Below are 17,292 nucleotides of genomic sequence, written 5' to 3' on the forward strand. Positions count from 1 at the left end.
AAAATAAACGGTTCTTTAAAATGTTGTTTTTGTCTTTTAAAGCTTAAAATTGAAATCTTTGCGATATTTTGAAATGTAATTCTCATCATAAATCAATCTTTTTTTTAGCTTTGTTAAGGATATAACAAGCTGACATTATGGATACCAGTAAAGAACTTTTATTCTTTTTTAGTGCTTTGGGATCTTTTAACGGAATTATTCTGGGCGTTTATTTTTTCTTTTTCACACGGAAAAAATACCTGACCAATTATTTCCTTGGCGCACTTTTGTTTGCTTTAAGCATCCGGATTGGGAAATCAGTATTCGTTTATTTTCATCCCGAACTTCCAAAAATGTATCTGCAGTTAGGGCTTACAGCCTGCTTTTTCATAGGACCTTGTTTGTATTATTTCATGCGTTCAGCAGTTGAAGAAATTAATATAATGCCAAATTCATGGAAACTCATCTTTGCTTTTTGGGGAACTTTAATTATAACAGTCGGAATTTTATATCCGTACGAAGTATATCCAAAACTCTGGGGATATTATCTAATAAGAATAATTTATTTTCAGTGGTTTGTTTACATTGCTTTTTCGGCATTTACTATTCGAAGGGTTTTGCAGAAAATTTTTGATAGAAAACAAAAAGCAATTCCGGCTGAAAAATGGTTCGGGATGCTTTTTCTGGGAAATTTTCTCTTGTTTCTTTTTTACTTTTTAGCCATTATGGGAGCTTCTGTTGCTACTTATATAGGTGGTGCTGTTGTTTTTTCCTTTATTTTGTACCTGATTATTTCCATTCTTTTATACCGAAAAAAAACCGACGATTTGTTTCTGCTGAATGGCCCAAAGGTTTCAGGTAAAAAAATAGAGACAGCCGAAGCTTTGATCTGGTCTGAAAAACTGGAAAATGTTATGAACGAAAAAGGCTTATATAAAAATCCGAATTTAACACTTCAGGATTTATCACAGGAAATTAATATTTCGAGCCATCAGTTGTCGCAGTTTCTGAATAACAATCTCGGAAAGAATTTTACCAGTTTTGTAAATGAATTCAGAATCAGCGCAGCGTGTAAAATTATTGCTTCGAATGATAAGTTAACGCTTGAATCTGTTGGTTATGATGTAGGATTTAATTCGAAATCGACTTTTTTTGCCGCCTTTAAAAAACATACTGGAACCACTCCCTTAAATTATCAAATTCAGGCTTTACATACCTAAAACCGGGTATCGATTTATAAATCCGTACTCCTGATTTCCCTTTTGATTACCTTTTATCGTGATTTAGAGAAGACTTTTGCTCAACAAAAAGTCAAATCTTAATCATGAAAAATTTATGAGGTTTTTAATTTTGGTTTTCATTTATGTGTATTGTTTTCTTCTAAGTGTAAATTCGTCACAGGCACAAACAATTCAAAAAATTTCAGGCAGGGTCATCAATTCCAATAATGAATTGATGATGGGAACGGCATCTGTATTGTCTATTACAGATTCAACTAGTATCAGACAGCAGGATTTTTTGGATGGTGTTTTTCAGATCTCGGCAATCAATCAAAAAGAAATTCTTTTAAAACTAACCTCGGCAGAATTTGCTGATCGGTTTCTGCGTGTCAGTTACAACGGAAATGAAACAGCAGATTTAGGTACTATTATGGTTTCCGCACACAACAATCAGTTAAATGAAGTAGTTGTAAAAAGCCAGTCCTCATTATTAAAATACGGGATTGACGGAAATATCGACGTGAATGTAAACGGAACCGTTTTGGCGGCAAGCAGTTCTGTAAACGAATTATTGAGCCGGGTTCCGAATGTAGTAGTGGCCGAAGGACAAATAAGTGTTCTGGGAAAAGGCGAAGCAATTATTTTCCTGAACGGAATATTGATTAATTACGAAAGATTTGCTGCGATTCCGGTTTCGCAGATTACCAAAATCGAAGTGATTTCGAACCCGTCTTCGAGATTCGATGCCGAAGGAAAAGCGGTTGTTAATATTATTACCAAACAAAACATCGAAAACGGTATCATGGGTACGACAAACCAGCACATAACGGTTTCTAAATTTGCGGGAACAAGCACCAATACACTTTTTGATTTTAATTATTCGAAAGGGAAATTTGCTTTTATTTCCAATTATGGACTACAGCTCGGAAAAGGACGCGAATTATTGTACACCACCAGGACACGCCCTAATCCGGATGAATACATGAAATCGGTTCTCACAACAGACTGGTTGAGGCAGTTTAATAATTATTCCAATTTCGGACTTGGACTTCAGTATACATTTTCTAAAAAGAATTATGTATCATTGGCATACAGCGGCAATATTGAAGATTTGGGCGGCAGGGTTATAAGCCGAAATTCAATTGACAATACTTCGGGAAACAGTTTTTATGCAACCGATGTAAATAAGAATGATGTACTGTTGAATCAGTTTATTAATCTCAATTATAATGTCATTACTGACAACAAAGGCTCATCATTATTTATTGGATCGCAATATTCGAATTATAATAGTACAATCAGGGATTTTATAGAAGAAAACAGTCAGGTTGATGAAAATTCAGGACAGAAATATTTAAAGAATAATGTGGGAAGTAAAATTAATATTGTAACCGCACAAGGAGATTACGTCAGAAATATAAGTGAGAAAACCAAACTCGAAATGGGAGTAAAGTTTAGTTACGCCAAAGTAAAATCCGGAACCGATTTTTTGATTGCAGATGCCGATGATATGAATTTTGAATTTAACGATGAACTGTCAAGTGACTTTAGATATAACGAAAATATTAATGCCGGCTATTTTACCTATAAAACTTCAATAGGAAAAAAACTGAACCTGTCTGCCGGAGCCAGAGCCGAATGGACAACTTATGATTTGTATACCAATGCAAACGGAATCAAGAATTTTAGTAAAAGCTACGGAAACTTTTTTCCGAATTTACTTTTGAACATGAATTTCTCCGAAGATTTTAAAGGACATTTCTCTTATGTTTCCAGAATTACCCGGCCGCGCTATCAGGCATTAAATCCGTATGTTGTCTATCAGGATCCTTTTACCACAATAGAAGGAAACCCAAATCTGGTTCCCGAAAAAATACAGGCTTTTGAAATTGGTGCAATGTATAAAAAGTTTGATTTTAAAGTTGGTTATACTTTTAAAGTTGATCCTATCAGCGGTGCTGCATTACGCGGTGATACGCCCAATAGTTATGTTTTAAAAGCCATAAACCTCGAAAAAGGACATGTGTTTTTTAGTTCGCTTTCGAGATCTTTTACTTTAAAGTGGTGGAACTCGGCTAATACCATCAATATGAATTTAACCAAATCAACAGATCATTTTTATTCGTATGTTTTTAGTCCTGTAAAACCACAGTTTTATTTCTATTCTAATAATACGTTTACAATCCCGAAGTTATTTAAACTTCAGCTTATGGCCTGGTATTTAGGAGACCGGGGCTACGGATTAGGAACCGACAACAGCCGTTCGACTGTAACTTTAGGAATCGAAAAAAACTTTTTTAAAGAGGCGCTAAAACTCAATTTTACAGCAAATGATATCTTTCATAAGTTTATGGTTTCGGGAGATTATAATGTAGGACAAACCCAGATTTATTATCACAGAACGTACACCAGTAATTACTTTAAATTAATAGCGGTTTATAGTTTTGGAAGTTCAAAAAAGACGGCTTATAAAAAAACTGAAATTGAACAGACGGAGAATAATAGGGCGAGATAGTATATTGAAATTATTCGTGTCATAAATTATTGTCTTTCCAATACTCGCTGTAAAAATTATCGGATTCCATTAGTTTATCATGACTGCCTGATTTTGTTATCGTTTTGTTTTCTAAAATATAAATTGTGTCGGCACTATTTTTAAGTTTATTAAGTCGATGCGAAATAAAAAATACAGCGCAATCTGGTTTTATTTTTTCAAGCAATTGCATTATGAAATTTTCAGTATTGCGATCCATAGCAGAAGTCGCCTCGTCAAGAATTAAAAAATGAGGTTTTTTATATAAAGCTCTTGCAAAAGCTATTAACTGTTTTTGCCCGCCGCTTAAGTTAATCCCTTCTTCACCTACAAGGGTCATAAGCCCCTGTGGGAGTAAATTAAAGTAAGAGCCAAAATTATATTCTTCAATAAAAGAAGATAAATTTTCAATCGTATCAGTTGTTCCAACAAGAATATTGTCAATTATATTTCCATTGAATATGGTTATTTCTTGTGGAATAACTGCTATTAGGTTTCTATAACTTTTAAGTTCTGTTTCCTTAATATGATAGTGGTCATTTAAAATAATATGCCCGTTTTCAAAACTGTAAAAGCGCTGCAGTATTTGTCCAAGAGTGCTTTTACCGGAGCCGCTTTCGCCCACAATTGCCGTGAATTTTCCTTTTTCTATTTTAAGATTTAGATTCTGAAAAAGCTCGCTTCGTCCGGGAAACCGGAAGGAAAGATTTTGAATTTCGATTTTCTGAATCTCATGAATTTTTGTACCATCTTCTTGTTCTTTTTCGACAGAAGCAAATTCATACATTCGGTTAAAGGCAATTTTAGCTTCATTTATAGGAATTGAAATTAAAGCTAAATTGGCGATTGATGGTAATAATGAACCTACAATGCCTAAAACCGCCATCAACTCACCAATTTTAATTTCGTTATTAAATACCTGAAGTGAAGTATAAATTAAAATACCTATTAAAAAAATAACACTCGCCAGTCCTGACTGCCATGACATGGTAATATTGATTTTTCCGAGATTAAATATTTTTTGCTGATATAGTCCAAAAATGGTTTGATTTAAATGATCGAATATCTCTTGTTTATTGTCGTTTTTTATCGTCGAAATTCCCTGAATTGAAGTGATGAAATTCCCTTCATTCATAGCAGCACTCTTCATGATTTCTTTTTGTGAAAGCATTATTTTTTTATTATGGCGATAAATTATCAAGAAATATAACGGCAGACTTAGTACAGAAATCAAACCTGCCTGCCAAGAGTAATAGAAAAGTAATACAGATGAAATTACAACAGCCAAAATGTCTATTATAAGTGAGCTTGTAACAATTTTAATTACGTTTTGTATACGCTGCGTATCATTTAATCGCGAAACAAGCTCTCCGGTTTTTCGGGTATCGAAAAAAGATTTTTGTAGATGCAGCAAAGAGGAAAAAAAATTGTTGTTAATCCGGTTATTAAAATCTTTAGACTGCCGAAGAATGAAATATTGTCTTAAAACGGATATTCCTACGCGCGCAAAAAGAAGAATGCTTAATAAAATAATCCCGGAAATTAATTTTTTGCTGTTGTGAGAAGGCAGAATATCATCGATTAGTTTTTGAGAAAAAAGTGCCATTGCCAATCCCAATCCTGCAACGAAAATTCCAAGCAGAATAGAATTCCAAATTAGTTTATAATCTTCTTTTATTAAATTTATAAACCAGTTTCTCTGATTATTCTTTGCCATTTTTTTAGTTGTAAAACTATCATTTGGCATAAGTGTTAAACAAGATTTCGAGAGCCATATTTTTTCTAATTCCTGTATAGATAGATTATAAATCCCTTTAGCCGGATCGCCTATCACAAAACCATCTTCTTTACTGTAGCGGTAACAAACGATATAATGTTCTAATTGATTTTCGATTAAAACATGAAGAATAACAGGGTTATCATGAGCAATTAATGATTCAATATCCGCCTCACAGCCGTCGGCGGTAAAACCCAGCTGATTCGCTGCCTGATATAAACCCAGTAAAGTAGTTCCCTGTCTGGTTGTGCCGCTTAATTCCCTTATTTTTTCTAATGAACTATTACCATTATATAATTTTATAAGAGACAATAAACAGGCGGGACCGCAATCTGACTGATCAAGTTGTAGAGTATGGGCTTTTAATAATTGCTTCATCACAAAGACTTTTGGTTATTCAGTTTTTTAAATAGATTCTCTGGCTTTACCTGTCCTTTTATTTTGTCAATTAGGTTATGGTTTTTGTCATACAGTATTATGCAGGGCAGTGACTGAGCATCAAATGCAGAAGCGAAAGCAGCTTGGCTGTCAAATAAAAAATGAACGTGATCATAATGATCTAATTTATAATGTTGAGAAAATTTTCTAATTTTTTCCGGTTTTTCAAATGAGATAAACAGTAGCTGAAAATCCTTAAATCGATCTCTGTATTGTTCTATCATACTAGCTTCTTCATGACAGTATTCGCATTCTGTATTAAAATAGATGAAGATTACAGGAATTCCTTTTTTCAAATTTTTATGTGTAAAAGGCTGTCCTTCTGAATTTAGAAAAGAGAATTCGGGAATGGTTTTGATATGCTTTTGAACTTCTTTTTTGTAATTTATTTTGGAGATTATACTATAACCAAGAAAAATACAAACACCAAAAAATAATAATAGGAGAATGATGCCAAGTGATTTTTTCATTTTTCTGGTTTCTCTTTTAACAATGATATGATAATTAGCAAGATCATTGGGAAGATTCCGGATAATGTTCGAAGTAAATCAGCATTGTAAAAAAAGTAATTGATTATGTAAGATATAATCATTATACAAGATAGAACGAATAGTACTTTTTTGAGTTTTGTCATTATTAAGTATAATTAAGAGTAAAAAACATAACAATTGTTATCCACAAGAATAATCCAGGCATATAACTAATACTGACAATTTTCAAACCATAATCTGTATCAGTTTTAGTTGCTTTACCAAGTTGATTTGCAAGATAAATTATATAGAAAAGTTCGAATACATTTAGGACCTGAAAAGGATAGATAAGCCAACTTTCTAATCCTTGATAGCCAATAATGTTTAGCGCAGATAAAGGATAGAAATTCTGAATATCATTTAAATCGTAATTAGGTTGAAAAAAATAAAACCATATGATTTTAAACACGGGCACTAGTAAAAAGATAAATTCAGCTTTGATGACAATATTCCAAAGAATTTTATAGTTTAAATCCTTATTACAAAAAAATGATCCTATATAAATTATTGCAGAGATTGTGACAGTTTTTATTAGATACAAAAAGGCTATAATTATATAGCTGAACCAGTGCCATTTATTTTTATAGCTTATAAAATTGTCAATCTGTTCTTGGGTTAATTTTTCAGATATTGAGCTATAAATTAATCTGTCAAAATTTAATAAGTTGCGAAATAATTCATTTAATAAAAATACAAGTAATATTAGAGTAATAAATAATGAGAAGTTTGTAGTTTTTTTAGATAGCAATACCCACACAAAATTTTAAAATTAGTTATTTGATTTGATCTTTTGTTTCGTAGAAAATGTTTAAAAACATCCTTAAAAATATTCAAGGATGTTTTAAGGATATTCTAGCAATCTCCACAGTGTGTCAATTGTTGTCTATTACCGCCACTGCCACCACCGCAACTTTGTACAAAATCAACACTTGAACCAACAAAGCTTCCCACAGCTACAGCAGTTAAAAAACCTCCAGTTGCTGCAGTTATCGATACTAAACCAATAAATGATCCGGCAAATAATGCCGCAGACAAAGCACAACCTCCTGCTTCAATAGATTCCATTTGATTTAATTCCATTTTTTTCATTTGTAATAGTTTTAAAGATTTAGTAAATAATGTAAAGGATATTTATAGTCAAGGATTTTTTTTTGATTCCTTAATTCTCTTGTTTCTTAAGTTTGTTATAGATAGTACACATAATAAAGTGGCCGAGACAACTCTAATACAAGCATATAATTTGCTTTTAGATGAAGCATTATCGTATACTATTTCGATTAGGGAATGAATACATAATGCTAAAATTACAATAGAGCAAAAGGCAAATAAACTGCTAAGATCAAGTTTGAATAGTTTTTCGTTTTTCATGAGTTTTCAATATTATTCTTTACAAAGCTATATAATATTTAAGAAAATTCTTAGTCTAAATTCGGGTATTAAAAATCTAAATTCGATTATTGTAAAATAATTCTTAATTTTATATTTGCTTAAAATGTTGTTATGAATAAAATCGTAGGAAATAATTTAAAAAAGATGCGTAAGGCTAAAAACATGACGCAGGAAGAAGTGGCTGATTTTTTGAAGATATCTCAATCTGCGTATGCAAGAATGGAACAAGGACAAAGTACTTCATGGACAATTCATTTTAATAAAATATGCAAGGTTTTTGAAGTCACGCCCGAAGAACTGGTTAGAAAAGAAATAGGAAATGAAGCGTATGAAAAACTTATGGGTAAAGTACGATTAACAGATATTGAAATGATGAGTGCGTACAGAAAAATAATAAAACATTATGAATTACAGATTGAAGATCTGAAAACCATTATTAAACATTTAAATAAAGGAAAGAATTGAATTGAAATCAAAAAAGGCTTCACTAAGGTGAAGCCTTTCTTAAAATAAGTTTGAATTGAATAATTACCTTTTATAAAGCAATATTAATTTAATTCTTTGGTAACAATCTGCATCGTTTCGCGGCTTACTTGTTTTAGTAAAACCTCTTTGTTTGCCTCAACAGTCTGCGCTGCATTTTCTGTAAAGTGACGGATTGTATATAAGGTTACATTTTCACTGTAATCTACTTTGAATTTTTTTGAAAGAATCGCATTCAGGTCGTTAAAGTTACCGAATTTATCTTCTACGCAAACAGAGAAACTAATAGCCGAATTCTGAATCAGGTTTACTTTGATTTTAAATTCGTGGAATAAACCAAAAATTTCACTAATGTTTTCTTCCATAATAAAAGAGAAATCAATGGATGAAAGTGAAATTAAAAGCTGTTCTCTTTTTACAATAAAACATGGATATTGCGGTTCTAAATCGACTCCTTTAGAAACACAGGTTCCTTTTAGCAGCGGATTCACGAACGATTTTACATATAAAGGAATTTCTTTTTTCTGTAACGGCTGTAACGTTTTTGGGTGAATAACCGTTGCACCATAAAACGCCAATTCGATTGCTTCACGATACGAAATCTGATTAAGCAGACTGGCATTTTCAAAATAACGCGGGTCGGCATTCATAACACCAGGAACGTCTTTCCAGATTGTTACGCTTTCGGCATTTAAGCAGTAAGCAAAAATTCCGGCAGTATAATCAGAACCTTCACGGCCCAAAGTAGTGGTAAAGTTATTTTCATCGGCCCCTAAAAATCCCTGCGTAATATTTAGTTGTTTTCTTGGTACATTTTTGCTGATGTTTTCCTGAGTAGCTTCCCAGTCCACTTCGGCATCTCTGTAATTGGCATTTGTCTTAATGAAATTACGAACATCAAGCCATTGTGTCTGAATGCCTCTGAAATTCATATAATGACTTAAGATATTAGTCGAGATCAATTCCCCGAAACTAACCACCTGATCGTAAACAAAATTATAATTAGGAGATTTATTGTGAGCCAGAAAATATTCCAGTTCAGCAAACTGAGCGTCTACAGCTGCAAAAACGTCATTATTTTCATCTTCAAATAAATCTAATAAGATTTGATTGTGATATTTTTTTATTTCCTGTACAGAAGAAGCTAACTCATCAGATTTGTCAAAATAATTCTTGATTACGACTTCAAGAGCATTTGTTGTCTTTCCCATAGCCGAAACTACCAGAATAACATCTTCATAACCTGCTTTTTGTAAAACGTCGTAAACGTTTTTAATTCCATCTGCATCTTTTACAGATGCTCCTCCAAATTTAAATACTCTCATTTTTAATTAATTAGATTTTAGTCCCGATAGCTATCGGGATAGATTTCAGGTTTAAACTGAAATCCGGTATTTTGTTTTTTTTACCACAGATTAAATATCCTTTTGATCCTGTAATCTGTGGCTGAATATTTTTATAACTTTTCTAAGAACGAATTAATTCCCGTTTCATCCATTTGTACCACTCGCCATTCTTCGAGAATTTTTGCGCCTGAGTTCTCGTAGAATTTTACAGCCGGGGTATTCCAGTCAAGGACATTCCACTCGATTCTGCGTACGTTGTCTCTTTTTCCCTGTTTCATGATTTCAGCATAAAGAGCAGATCCTAAACCAGTGCCACGCATTTTTTCTTTTACAATTAAATCTTCAAGATGTATGGTTTTTCCTTTCCAGGTCGAATAGCGATAGTAGAATAATGCGATACCTACTATTTCTTTTCCATTTTTACTGTCTTCAGAATCACTTTCAATCTCGGCCACAAAAACCTGAAAAAGCGGTTTTTCGCCAAATCCGTCACGTACTAAATCCTCTTCTGTAATCACTACAGCATCGGGTTCTTTTTCGAATATTGCCAGCTCCTGTATTAATCCCAAAACCGATTTCATGTCTTCGGGATTTCCTTTTCTAATATTCATATATTCGTATAATTAGTTGTTTATTAGCCAAAAAAGCAATGATTTATCTGGTACTTTTTGCCGATAATTAGCAAATATACAATAGTAACAAACTAACGAAATAATTTTTAATTCATTCTCACAAAATAAGCGATATTTGTGACTTAAAATTAAAACTATAACGATTTAGCAATGGAAGAACGCAATAAAACACTGGGAGAGTTTATTATTGAGAACCAAAAAGCATTTCAGTATTCGTCGGGAGAACTTTCCCGAATTATCAACTCTATACGTTTGGCTGCAAAAGTGGTCAACTATAAAGTAAACAAAGCCGGACTGGTGGATATTATCGGCGCTGCAGGCGAACAGAATATCCAGGGAGAAGACCAGCAGAAATTAGATGTCTATGCAAACGAAGTATTTATCCAGACGTTAATAAACCGTGAGATTGTCTGTGGTATTGCTTCTGAAGAAAACGACGATTTTATTACAGTTCAGGGGAGCGACAACTGTCATAATAATAAGTACGTGATCTTAATGGATCCGCTTGACGGATCTTCAAACATTGATGTGAATGTTTCTGTGGGAACTATTTTTTCTGTTTTTAGAAGAATTACCCCAATTGGAACTCCGGTAACAGCCGAAGATTTTTTACAACCGGGTATCAATCAGGTTGCTGCAGGTTATGTAATTTACGGAACCTCGACCATGCTGGTGTATACCACTGGTTATGGCGTAAACGGATTTACACTAAATCCGGCGATTGGCACCTTTTACCTTTCGCATCCTAATATGAAGTTTCCTGAAAACGGAAATATCTATTCGGTAAACGAAGGAAATTATGTTCACTTTCCGCAGGGAGTAAAAAATTACATTAAATACTGCCAGCGTGAAGAAGAGGACAGACCGTATACTTCAAGATATATAGGAAGTCTGGTTGCCGATTTTCATCGAAATATGATTAAAGGCGGTATTTATATTTATCCAACAAGTTCAAAAGCACCAAAAGGGAAACTGCGTTTGTTGTACGAATGTAATCCAATGGCATTTATTGCAGAACAAGCCGGAGGAAAAGCCACAGATGGTTTTGGAAGAATCATGGAAATTGAACCAACAGAACTGCACCAAAGAGTTCCGTTTTTCTGCGGAAGCAAAAGTATGGTAGAAAAAGCTGAGGAGTTTATGGCTGCCGAATAAGTATTCAGACTCAGTTTTCAATCTAAACTAAAAAAAAAATAACCCGACACGTTGTTAAAACTGTCGGGTTTGTTTTTTGTAAGTTTAATTTTAAGGCATCAGTTTAAGCTGTAAACTGCGACTGAAAACTTTTTATTTGTTCATATTTTCCATTTCAAATAAGAAAGTATCTAAATCTACTTTTTTATCTACTAAAGAAAGCGCTTTTGCCACAATATAGTTTACATTTCCCGGAGTAAATCCTAGAGCCAGTCCCATACGTCTTAACATTACCTCCTGAAGATCTCCTAAATGATGGTCAACATGTACCATTCTGGCCAAATCATACAAACGTTCCAAACGCTGTGTATATAAATACGGAGGGTTTATAGGATGTTTCCACGGATCAACAAGAATTTCTTTGTATTCGTCTTCTGAAATTTGTAATGTCGAAGCAATTTTATCCAAAAACTCCTGTTCCTGTGGATTTATTTTGCCGTCAGCAAAAGCTACGCGCACAATTGCAGAGAAATGCCCTCTGTTTCTCTGCTTGAATTCGTTGTCAAATAATTCTGAAAATGGCATAATTAATTAGATTTTATTAAACAAAGATAAATCTTATTTTAAATTATTATAAAATTTAACTTATTTTTTGCGCTTCCTTTTAGGAGCTTATGTTTACTGATTCTTCAAAATTAAATTGTAAGTTTACAACCCTTAATCAATTAATTTTTACTATCCCTATGTCACAATTTTGGATTTATTTTCAAATAGGATTGAAGCATGTTTTAGATATCAATGCCTACGATCACGTTCTTTTTTTAATAGCCTTAACTGTTCCGTATACTTTTAAAGACTGGAAACGCATTTTAATCTTAGTTTCGGTATTTACAATTGGGCATACCATTGCTTTAATACTTTCGGTTTTTGGCATCGTTACAATAAAAGTGAACCTGGTTGAGTTTTTAATTCCAATTACGATTTTAATAACAGCTCTTTATCACTTGTTTACGGCAGGAAAGACTTCTAAAAATGATAGTATAAATCTGGTATTTTTTATAACTTTATTCTTTGGAATTATTCACGGTTTAGGATTCTCTAATTATTTCAAAACAATTTTAGGAGGGTCTGCAACGTCAAAATTATTACCTTTGGGAGAGTTTGCCTTAGGGATAGAAGCCGCACAGCTGATAGTAGTTTTTATTGTACTGGTAATTTCATATATAGTGCAGACTGTTTTTCGTTTTTCAAAACGCGACTGGGCACTTGTAATGTCGGCTTTCATTATTGGAGTTGTAATTCCGATGATTATCGAAAGTCCGATCTGGAACAGATAAATTAAATGGAAGTAAAGAAATTAAACAAATACGATAAAGCGTATCTGCGGATTGCCAAAGAATGGAGTCTTCTATCGTATTGCAAACGCAAACAGGTAGGTGCCATTATTGTAAAAGACAGAATGATCATTTCTGACGGGTATAACGGAACGCCGTCGGGATTTGAAAATTGCTGTGAAGACGAAGACGGGTTAACGCGCTGGGATGTACTGCATGCCGAGGCAAACGCAATATTAAAAGTGGCAAGATCGACACAATCCTGCGAAGGAGCAACTTTATATATTACACTTTCGCCCTGCAAAGAATGCAGCAAGTTAATTCATCAATCAGGTATCAAACGCGTGGTATACCAACAGGGTTATCGCGATGATTCCGGAATACAATTTTTATTAAAAGCGGGTGTCGAAGTAGAACATATTCCTGTTTTAGAAGAGTAATGAAATTCAATTCAAAATATCTGCCAATCGTTATAGGAGCTACTTTTGCTCTGGGAACTGTAGCCGGAAGTTTTATGAACTCTCCGGGTAATGACCAGCTTTTGGCTAAAAATTATTCCAAAACCAAACTCAATAAACTAATTGATTTTATCAACACAGAATATGTTGACAGCATCAATACAGATTCTATTGTGAATTTAACGGTCGATAATATTCTTTCGAAACTTGATCCGCATTCGGTTTATATTCCGCCAAGCGAACAGGCAGAAGTTGCCGAAAGCATGAAAGGAGATTTCGTTGGAATCGGGATTAATTTTTATATGTATAAAGATTCGGTTGCGATTATTAAACCGGTAGAAAACGGCCCTTCGGCAAAAGCCGGACTAAAATCAGGAGACCGAATTTTGTTTGCCGGAAAAACGAAGCTTTACGGCAGAAAACTGCCTTCGGATAGTTTGTTTTCTAAATTAAAAGGAATCAAAGGATCAGAAATTGAGCTGACCGTTTTCAGGAAATCGGAACAAAAGAAATTAAAATTCAAAATAAAAAGAGATGTTATCCCGATAAAAAGTGTTGATGCCTCTTTATTAATCGATAATACTACAGGTTATATCAAAATCAACCGTTTTGCCGAAACGACTTTTAATGAATTTAAAACCGGCTTAACGAAATTAAAACAAAAAGGAATCCAGTCGCTGGTAATCGACCTTCGTGATAACGGCGGCGGTTATATGGAAGAAGCCATAGCGATTGCCGACGAATTCTTAAAAGACAAACAGCTGATTGTTTTTACCAAAAGCAAAAACGGAACAACAGAAAAAACATTTGCCACAAAAGCCGGAAGTTTTGAAACCGGAAAAATATATGTCCTCATTAATGAAAACAGCGCTTCTGCAAGTGAAATTCTGGCCGGAGCAATTCAGGATAATGACCGGGGTACAATTGTGGGACGTCGTTCTTTTGGAAAAGGTCTGGTGCAGCGGGAAATGGATTTTAACGATGGATCGGCCGTTCGCTTAACCGTTGCAAGGTACTACACGCCAACCGGACGTTCGATTCAGAAACCATATAAAAAAGGAAACGAGGAATATTTTAAAGAATCAGAATCAAGAATTGCAAGCGGCGAATTATACGCAAGAGACAGTATAAAAGTTGCCGATTCGCTGAAGTTTAAAACGCCAAAAGGTAAAATTGTTTACGGCGGAGGAGGTATTGTTCCGGATGTTTTTGTTCCGATGGAAGCAGAACACGGGAATGAAAATGTTGCCTATTTGCTGCAAACCGGAGTTGTAGGTCATTTCGTTTTTGAAGAATTAGATAAAAACCGAAATGCTTTTGTCGGACTTCATTTTAATGAGTTTCTGGCTAAAATCAAAACATCAGATGTATACTTTAAAAAGTTTAAAAACTACATTGCCTTAACCGGTTTAGATCTTAAATTAGATAAAACAAAAGGATTGGTAAACCGATATATTACGGCAGAATTTGCCCGACAATTATTTGGAGAAACCTATTATTATGATGTCATTTTAAAAGAAGACGCCATGATTAAAGTCATTACCAGTCCAAAGAAATAATCTTAAATCCAAACCTAATGGAAAAATCGGAAGTCGTAAATGCTGAAATCGAACTTTTAACAGCAATAAAAAAAGCAGATACTGCTGTTTTAGATCAATTGCTTCATGATGATTTACTTTTTAATATGCCGGACGGTCAAACCATAACAAAAGAATTTGATATGCAGTCCTATCGTTCCGGAAAAATGAAAATCGAAACTTTAGAAGCAACTGACCAAATTATCAATGTTATTGGCGATAATGCTGTTGTTGCTGTTACCATTTCATTAAAAGGAATTTACGATCAAAATCCAATTAAAGGAGTATTTAAATATGTTCGTGTCTGGAAACAATTTGATGGAAATTTAAAAGTTATTGCCGGAAGCTGTATACCGCTGGCATAAATTTTGAATCCCAAATAGTAATAATAACTCAAAACAAACCGGGCAGGCGCATTACAAATCGTAGCGTACTTAGCGGTTAAATCAAAATATATGAAAAATTTAAAAAAAGCAGGACTTCTTATTCTTTTAATGACTTTTATTGTCTCGTGTGCAGGTATGAAAACAAACAATGCTGTTTCCGGAACAATAGAATCAATAGAAAGAGGAAAAGACGGTTATACAGCAAAAATTAACACAGAGAAAAAAGAGGTTTATTTTGCCACCATCAGTATCGTGAATTTAGGCGGACCTCAAAATTACAAAGAATTAAAAACAGGAGATGTGGTTTCTGTAAAAGGAGAAATCTGGAAAACCGCTGATGAAAACCATATTAAGGTAACAGAGATTGTCTCGGTTAAATAAAACTGAAATTAAAAAGTAAACCATATAAGTTATATAAGTTCATATATGCCTTTTGCGCATAAATTAAAGGGACTTATATAACTTATATGGTTTTATATATTATCGAATACTGTCGTGCGAATGTGTCTGCACACCGTTATTCCATAAAGTAAGAATATCTGTAGCAACTGCGGCGCCGCTTCCGGCTGCAATGGCTAACTGGCTTCTCCAGCCTGCTAAAGTTCCAATTACATAAATACCGTTGGCAACTTTATGATCTTCATTTTTCAGCTGAATACGCTGTTTTTCCGGAAGAGCTTTTTTATGCGGTTCAACGTATTGCATCAAACCTTCTATGTCAAAAGTATTGGCAGAACCAATTCCCACCACGATATTTTTTGTTTGATAAGAATTTTTGTTGGTAACAACAGTAAATGAAGGAAAAGAACCTTCAATTCGTATTACTTTTTCATTTGCAATCTGTTCGATATGCGGATAAGTGGCTGCTAAATCCTGTGTGCTTTCTGTAAGCAGTTCAGAGCCCAATTTGCCTGGCGTAATGCCATAGGCATTGTAGAAAACAGCCTCTTGTAAAGAAGAGTTTTTCTGATGAGTAAAAATCCCGATTTTCTTGTCGGTTACAAAAGCTTTGTTTTTTGCAGATCCTAAAACTAAGGCGCAGGACATTCCTGATACACCGCCTCCAATTATTAAAACGTCAAACATAAATTATCTGCCGTTTGTTTTTTCCTCAATTCTTTTTGAAATTCTAAAAATCAAAAGAATCAATACGGCGCAAAAAGAAGCTGCGATTCCAATAAAAGCAATCATACTGTCACCCTGAAAAGGATTCTGAAAGTCTAATAGCGTAATATTAAAAACAATTAAAGCTAATGCCAGAAGCACTAAGATTGAAGTGAAGATTTTCATGTTGGTTTATTATTTGTCTAAAACAGCAAGTGAACTTTACGTAAAAAAATGGCGTAAAGTTGTATTTTATAATTTTTTATGAGGTAAAAGTATAAAAATAAATATTAGACAAACAAACCTTTAACATTAGCAGCGAATAATTTAACAGCAATTGCTAAAAGTATAACACCAAATGTCTTACGAACCACTCCAAGTCCGTTTTCTCCCAGTAAATTTTCGATTTTTTTGGATGACTTCAAAACGACGTAAACCAGTATGATATTTAGTAAAATTGCGATGATAATATTAATGGTATGAAACTGGGAACGCAGCGACAGCAAAGTTGTCATCGTTCCTGCTCCGGCAATCAAAGGAAAAGCCAGAGGAACAATAGAGGCAGAGCCCGGTTCTTCGTCACGGTAAATTCTGATTCCCAGAATCATTTCCAAAGCAAGAAAAAACAAAACGAACGATCCTGCAACTGCAAATGAGTGAACATCAATACCAATTAGGTTTAAGAGCCCTTCTCCAACAAAAAGAAAAACTATCATAATGGCTCCGGCTACGATAGAAGCTTTTTCAGATTCGATATGTCCTACCTTCGCTCGTAAATTCACAATAATAGGAATAGAACCTACAATATCAATTACGGCAAAAAGCACCATACTAACGGTAATGATTTCTTTAAAATCGATTTCTAACATATCGCTTTGATTTTTAAGGTTTAAAAAACTGCTGCAAAAGTAAATAATAAAGTTAGGTGTTTTTTCGACAGCTTGTATTTTTGTTATAAAAACATGGTTTATT

The 17,292-nt window shown here is 33.8% G+C and carries 18 protein-coding genes; 9 read left to right on the top strand and 9 right to left on the bottom strand.

Annotated elements, in window-relative coordinates; translation table 11 throughout:
* Nucleotides 1-137 precede the first annotated feature (137 nt).
* Together OZP11_RS16780 and OZP11_RS16785 are read left to right on the top strand one after the other, a co-directional pair.
* Entirely contained in the window at nucleotides 138-1,199 is a 1,062-nt protein-coding gene (locus tag OZP11_RS16780) for a helix-turn-helix domain-containing protein (RefSeq protein WP_281231703.1), read from the top strand.
* Between the two features lie 115 nt (nucleotides 1,200-1,314).
* The gene (locus OZP11_RS16785) at nucleotides 1,315-3,714 is read left to right on the top strand and encodes a TonB-dependent receptor domain-containing protein (protein ID WP_281231704.1); all 2,400 of its coding nucleotides are present in this window, start codon (nucleotides 1,315-1,317) and stop codon (nucleotides 3,712-3,714) included.
* Nucleotides 3,715-3,733: 19 nt separating this feature from the next.
* Here OZP11_RS16785 and OZP11_RS16790 read toward each other — a convergent pair whose 3' ends face one another.
* The 3 genes from OZP11_RS16790 to OZP11_RS16800 all read right to left on the bottom strand — a co-directional run bounded on the left by OZP11_RS16790 (nucleotide 3,734) and on the right by OZP11_RS16800 (nucleotide 7,566).
* Nucleotides 3,734-5,887 (bottom strand): peptidase domain-containing ABC transporter, encoded by a 2,154-nt coding sequence (locus OZP11_RS16790; protein WP_281231705.1) that lies wholly within the window; start codon nucleotides 5,885-5,887, stop codon nucleotides 3,734-3,736.
* Nucleotides 5,887-6,417 carry a TlpA family protein disulfide reductase gene (locus tag OZP11_RS16795; protein WP_281231706.1) on the bottom strand — a complete coding sequence of 177 codons (531 nt, stop codon included), beginning with the start codon at nucleotides 6,415-6,417 and terminating at the stop codon, nucleotides 5,887-5,889. Before OZP11_RS16795 ends, OZP11_RS16790 begins: the two co-directional genes overlap by 1 nt.
* A gap of 912 nt (nucleotides 6,418-7,329) precedes the next feature.
* Nucleotides 7,330-7,566: a hypothetical protein gene (locus OZP11_RS16800; protein ID WP_281231707.1), complete on the bottom strand. Its 237-nt coding sequence runs from the start codon at nucleotides 7,564-7,566 to the stop codon at nucleotides 7,330-7,332.
* 411 nt (nucleotides 7,567-7,977) lie between these two features.
* Here OZP11_RS16800 and OZP11_RS16805 point away from each other — a divergent pair, with 411 nt between their 5' ends.
* Nucleotides 7,978-8,331, top strand: coding sequence for a helix-turn-helix domain-containing protein (locus OZP11_RS16805; protein WP_281231708.1), 354 nt, complete (start codon nucleotides 7,978-7,980; stop codon nucleotides 8,329-8,331).
* An 83-nt stretch (nucleotides 8,332-8,414) separates the two neighbouring features.
* Here OZP11_RS16805 and OZP11_RS16810 read toward each other — a convergent pair whose 3' ends face one another.
* Both OZP11_RS16810 and OZP11_RS16815 read right to left on the bottom strand, forming a co-directional pair.
* The gene (locus OZP11_RS16810) at nucleotides 8,415-9,674 is read right to left on the bottom strand and encodes an aspartate kinase (protein WP_281231709.1); all 1,260 of its coding nucleotides are present in this window, start codon (nucleotides 9,672-9,674) and stop codon (nucleotides 8,415-8,417) included.
* A gap of 131 nt (nucleotides 9,675-9,805) precedes the next feature.
* The gene (locus OZP11_RS16815) at nucleotides 9,806-10,306 is read right to left on the bottom strand and encodes a GNAT family N-acetyltransferase (RefSeq protein WP_281231710.1); all 501 of its coding nucleotides are present in this window, start codon (nucleotides 10,304-10,306) and stop codon (nucleotides 9,806-9,808) included.
* A gap of 171 nt (nucleotides 10,307-10,477) precedes the next feature.
* Here OZP11_RS16815 and fbp point away from each other — a divergent pair, with 171 nt between their 5' ends.
* Nucleotides 10,478-11,482: a class 1 fructose-bisphosphatase gene (gene fbp / locus OZP11_RS16820; protein WP_281231711.1), complete on the top strand. Its 1,005-nt coding sequence runs from the start codon at nucleotides 10,478-10,480 to the stop codon at nucleotides 11,480-11,482.
* 132 nt (nucleotides 11,483-11,614) lie between these two features.
* On the opposite strand, the gene OZP11_RS16825 is transcribed toward fbp, so the two are convergent.
* Nucleotides 11,615-12,046 (bottom strand): TerB family tellurite resistance protein, encoded by a 432-nt coding sequence (locus tag OZP11_RS16825; RefSeq protein ID WP_281231712.1) that lies wholly within the window; start codon nucleotides 12,044-12,046, stop codon nucleotides 11,615-11,617.
* Nucleotides 12,047-12,204: 158 nt separating this feature from the next.
* Here OZP11_RS16825 and OZP11_RS16830 point away from each other — a divergent pair, with 158 nt between their 5' ends.
* The 5 genes from OZP11_RS16830 to OZP11_RS16850 all read left to right on the top strand — a co-directional run bounded on the left by OZP11_RS16830 (nucleotide 12,205) and on the right by OZP11_RS16850 (nucleotide 15,597).
* The gene (locus OZP11_RS16830) at nucleotides 12,205-12,798 is read left to right on the top strand and encodes a HupE/UreJ family protein (protein ID WP_281231713.1); all 594 of its coding nucleotides are present in this window, start codon (nucleotides 12,205-12,207) and stop codon (nucleotides 12,796-12,798) included.
* 5 nt (nucleotides 12,799-12,803) lie between these two features.
* Nucleotides 12,804-13,235 (top strand): deoxycytidylate deaminase, encoded by a 432-nt coding sequence (locus OZP11_RS16835; RefSeq protein ID WP_281231714.1) that lies wholly within the window; start codon nucleotides 12,804-12,806, stop codon nucleotides 13,233-13,235.
* The gene (locus tag OZP11_RS16840) at nucleotides 13,235-14,812 is read left to right on the top strand and encodes a S41 family peptidase (protein ID WP_281231715.1); all 1,578 of its coding nucleotides are present in this window, start codon (nucleotides 13,235-13,237) and stop codon (nucleotides 14,810-14,812) included. The genes OZP11_RS16835 and OZP11_RS16840 overlap by 1 nt, the downstream gene beginning before the upstream one ends.
* A gap of 17 nt (nucleotides 14,813-14,829) precedes the next feature.
* A complete protein-coding gene (locus OZP11_RS16845) occupies nucleotides 14,830-15,195 on the top strand; it encodes a nuclear transport factor 2 family protein (RefSeq protein WP_281231716.1) in 366 nt (121 codons plus the stop codon).
* Nucleotides 15,196-15,285: 90 nt separating this feature from the next.
* The gene (locus tag OZP11_RS16850; RefSeq protein ID WP_281231717.1) at nucleotides 15,286-15,597 is read left to right on the top strand and encodes a hypothetical protein; all 312 of its coding nucleotides are present in this window, start codon (nucleotides 15,286-15,288) and stop codon (nucleotides 15,595-15,597) included.
* 99 nt (nucleotides 15,598-15,696) lie between these two features.
* On the opposite strand, the gene OZP11_RS16855 is transcribed toward OZP11_RS16850, so the two are convergent.
* The 3 genes from OZP11_RS16855 to OZP11_RS16865 all read right to left on the bottom strand — a co-directional run bounded on the left by OZP11_RS16855 (nucleotide 15,697) and on the right by OZP11_RS16865 (nucleotide 17,189).
* Nucleotides 15,697-16,302, bottom strand: coding sequence for an FAD-dependent oxidoreductase (locus OZP11_RS16855; protein WP_281231718.1), 606 nt, complete (start codon nucleotides 16,300-16,302; stop codon nucleotides 15,697-15,699).
* A 3-nt stretch (nucleotides 16,303-16,305) separates the two neighbouring features.
* Nucleotides 16,306-16,506: a hypothetical protein gene (locus OZP11_RS16860; RefSeq protein ID WP_281231719.1), complete on the bottom strand. Its 201-nt coding sequence runs from the start codon at nucleotides 16,504-16,506 to the stop codon at nucleotides 16,306-16,308.
* 104 nt (nucleotides 16,507-16,610) lie between these two features.
* Complete coding sequence (locus OZP11_RS16865; RefSeq protein WP_056208369.1) at nucleotides 16,611-17,189, bottom strand: MarC family protein; 579 nt, start codon at nucleotides 17,187-17,189, stop codon at nucleotides 16,611-16,613.
* Nucleotides 17,190-17,292: the final 103 nt, after the last annotated feature.

Origin of the sequence: Flavobacterium gelatinilyticum, from assembly GCF_027111295.1 — a bacterium.
In the GTDB taxonomy this organism is placed as follows: Bacteria; Bacteroidota; Bacteroidia; order Flavobacteriales; family Flavobacteriaceae; genus Flavobacterium; species Flavobacterium gelatinilyticum.

Bases quoted from the DNA above. Each gene is read 5' to 3' on its own strand.
- OZP11_RS16780 (WP_281231703.1), top strand. From the start codon at position 138: ATGGATACCAGTAAAGAACTTTTATTCTTTTTTAGTGCTTTGGGATCT.
- OZP11_RS16785 (WP_281231704.1), top strand. From the start codon at position 1,315: ATGAGGTTTTTAATTTTGGTTTTCATTTATGTGTATTGTTTTCTTCTA.
- OZP11_RS16790 (WP_281231705.1), bottom strand. From the start codon at position 5,887: ATGAAGCAATTATTAAAAGCCCATACTCTACAACTTGATCAGTCAGAT.
- OZP11_RS16795 (WP_281231706.1), bottom strand. From the start codon at position 6,417: ATGAAAAAATCACTTGGCATCATTCTCCTATTATTATTTTTTGGTGTT.
- OZP11_RS16800 (WP_281231707.1), bottom strand. From the start codon at position 7,566: ATGAAAAAAATGGAATTAAATCAAATGGAATCTATTGAAGCAGGAGGT.
- OZP11_RS16805 (WP_281231708.1), top strand. From the start codon at position 7,978: ATGAATAAAATCGTAGGAAATAATTTAAAAAAGATGCGTAAGGCTAAA.
- OZP11_RS16810 (WP_281231709.1), bottom strand. From the start codon at position 9,674: ATGAGAGTATTTAAATTTGGAGGAGCATCTGTAAAAGATGCAGATGGA.
- OZP11_RS16815 (WP_281231710.1), bottom strand. From the start codon at position 10,306: ATGAATATTAGAAAAGGAAATCCCGAAGACATGAAATCGGTTTTGGGA.
- fbp (WP_281231711.1), top strand. From the start codon at position 10,478: ATGGAAGAACGCAATAAAACACTGGGAGAGTTTATTATTGAGAACCAA.
- OZP11_RS16825 (WP_281231712.1), bottom strand. From the start codon at position 12,046: ATGCCATTTTCAGAATTATTTGACAACGAATTCAAGCAGAGAAACAGA.
- OZP11_RS16830 (WP_281231713.1), top strand. From the start codon at position 12,205: ATGTCACAATTTTGGATTTATTTTCAAATAGGATTGAAGCATGTTTTA.
- OZP11_RS16835 (WP_281231714.1), top strand. From the start codon at position 12,804: ATGGAAGTAAAGAAATTAAACAAATACGATAAAGCGTATCTGCGGATT.
- OZP11_RS16840 (WP_281231715.1), top strand. From the start codon at position 13,235: ATGAAATTCAATTCAAAATATCTGCCAATCGTTATAGGAGCTACTTTT.
- OZP11_RS16845 (WP_281231716.1), top strand. From the start codon at position 14,830: ATGGAAAAATCGGAAGTCGTAAATGCTGAAATCGAACTTTTAACAGCA.
- OZP11_RS16850 (WP_281231717.1), top strand. From the start codon at position 15,286: ATGAAAAATTTAAAAAAAGCAGGACTTCTTATTCTTTTAATGACTTTT.
- OZP11_RS16855 (WP_281231718.1), bottom strand. From the start codon at position 16,302: ATGTTTGACGTTTTAATAATTGGAGGCGGTGTATCAGGAATGTCCTGC.
- OZP11_RS16860 (WP_281231719.1), bottom strand. From the start codon at position 16,506: ATGAAAATCTTCACTTCAATCTTAGTGCTTCTGGCATTAGCTTTAATT.
- OZP11_RS16865 (WP_056208369.1), bottom strand. From the start codon at position 17,189: ATGTTAGAAATCGATTTTAAAGAAATCATTACCGTTAGTATGGTGCTT.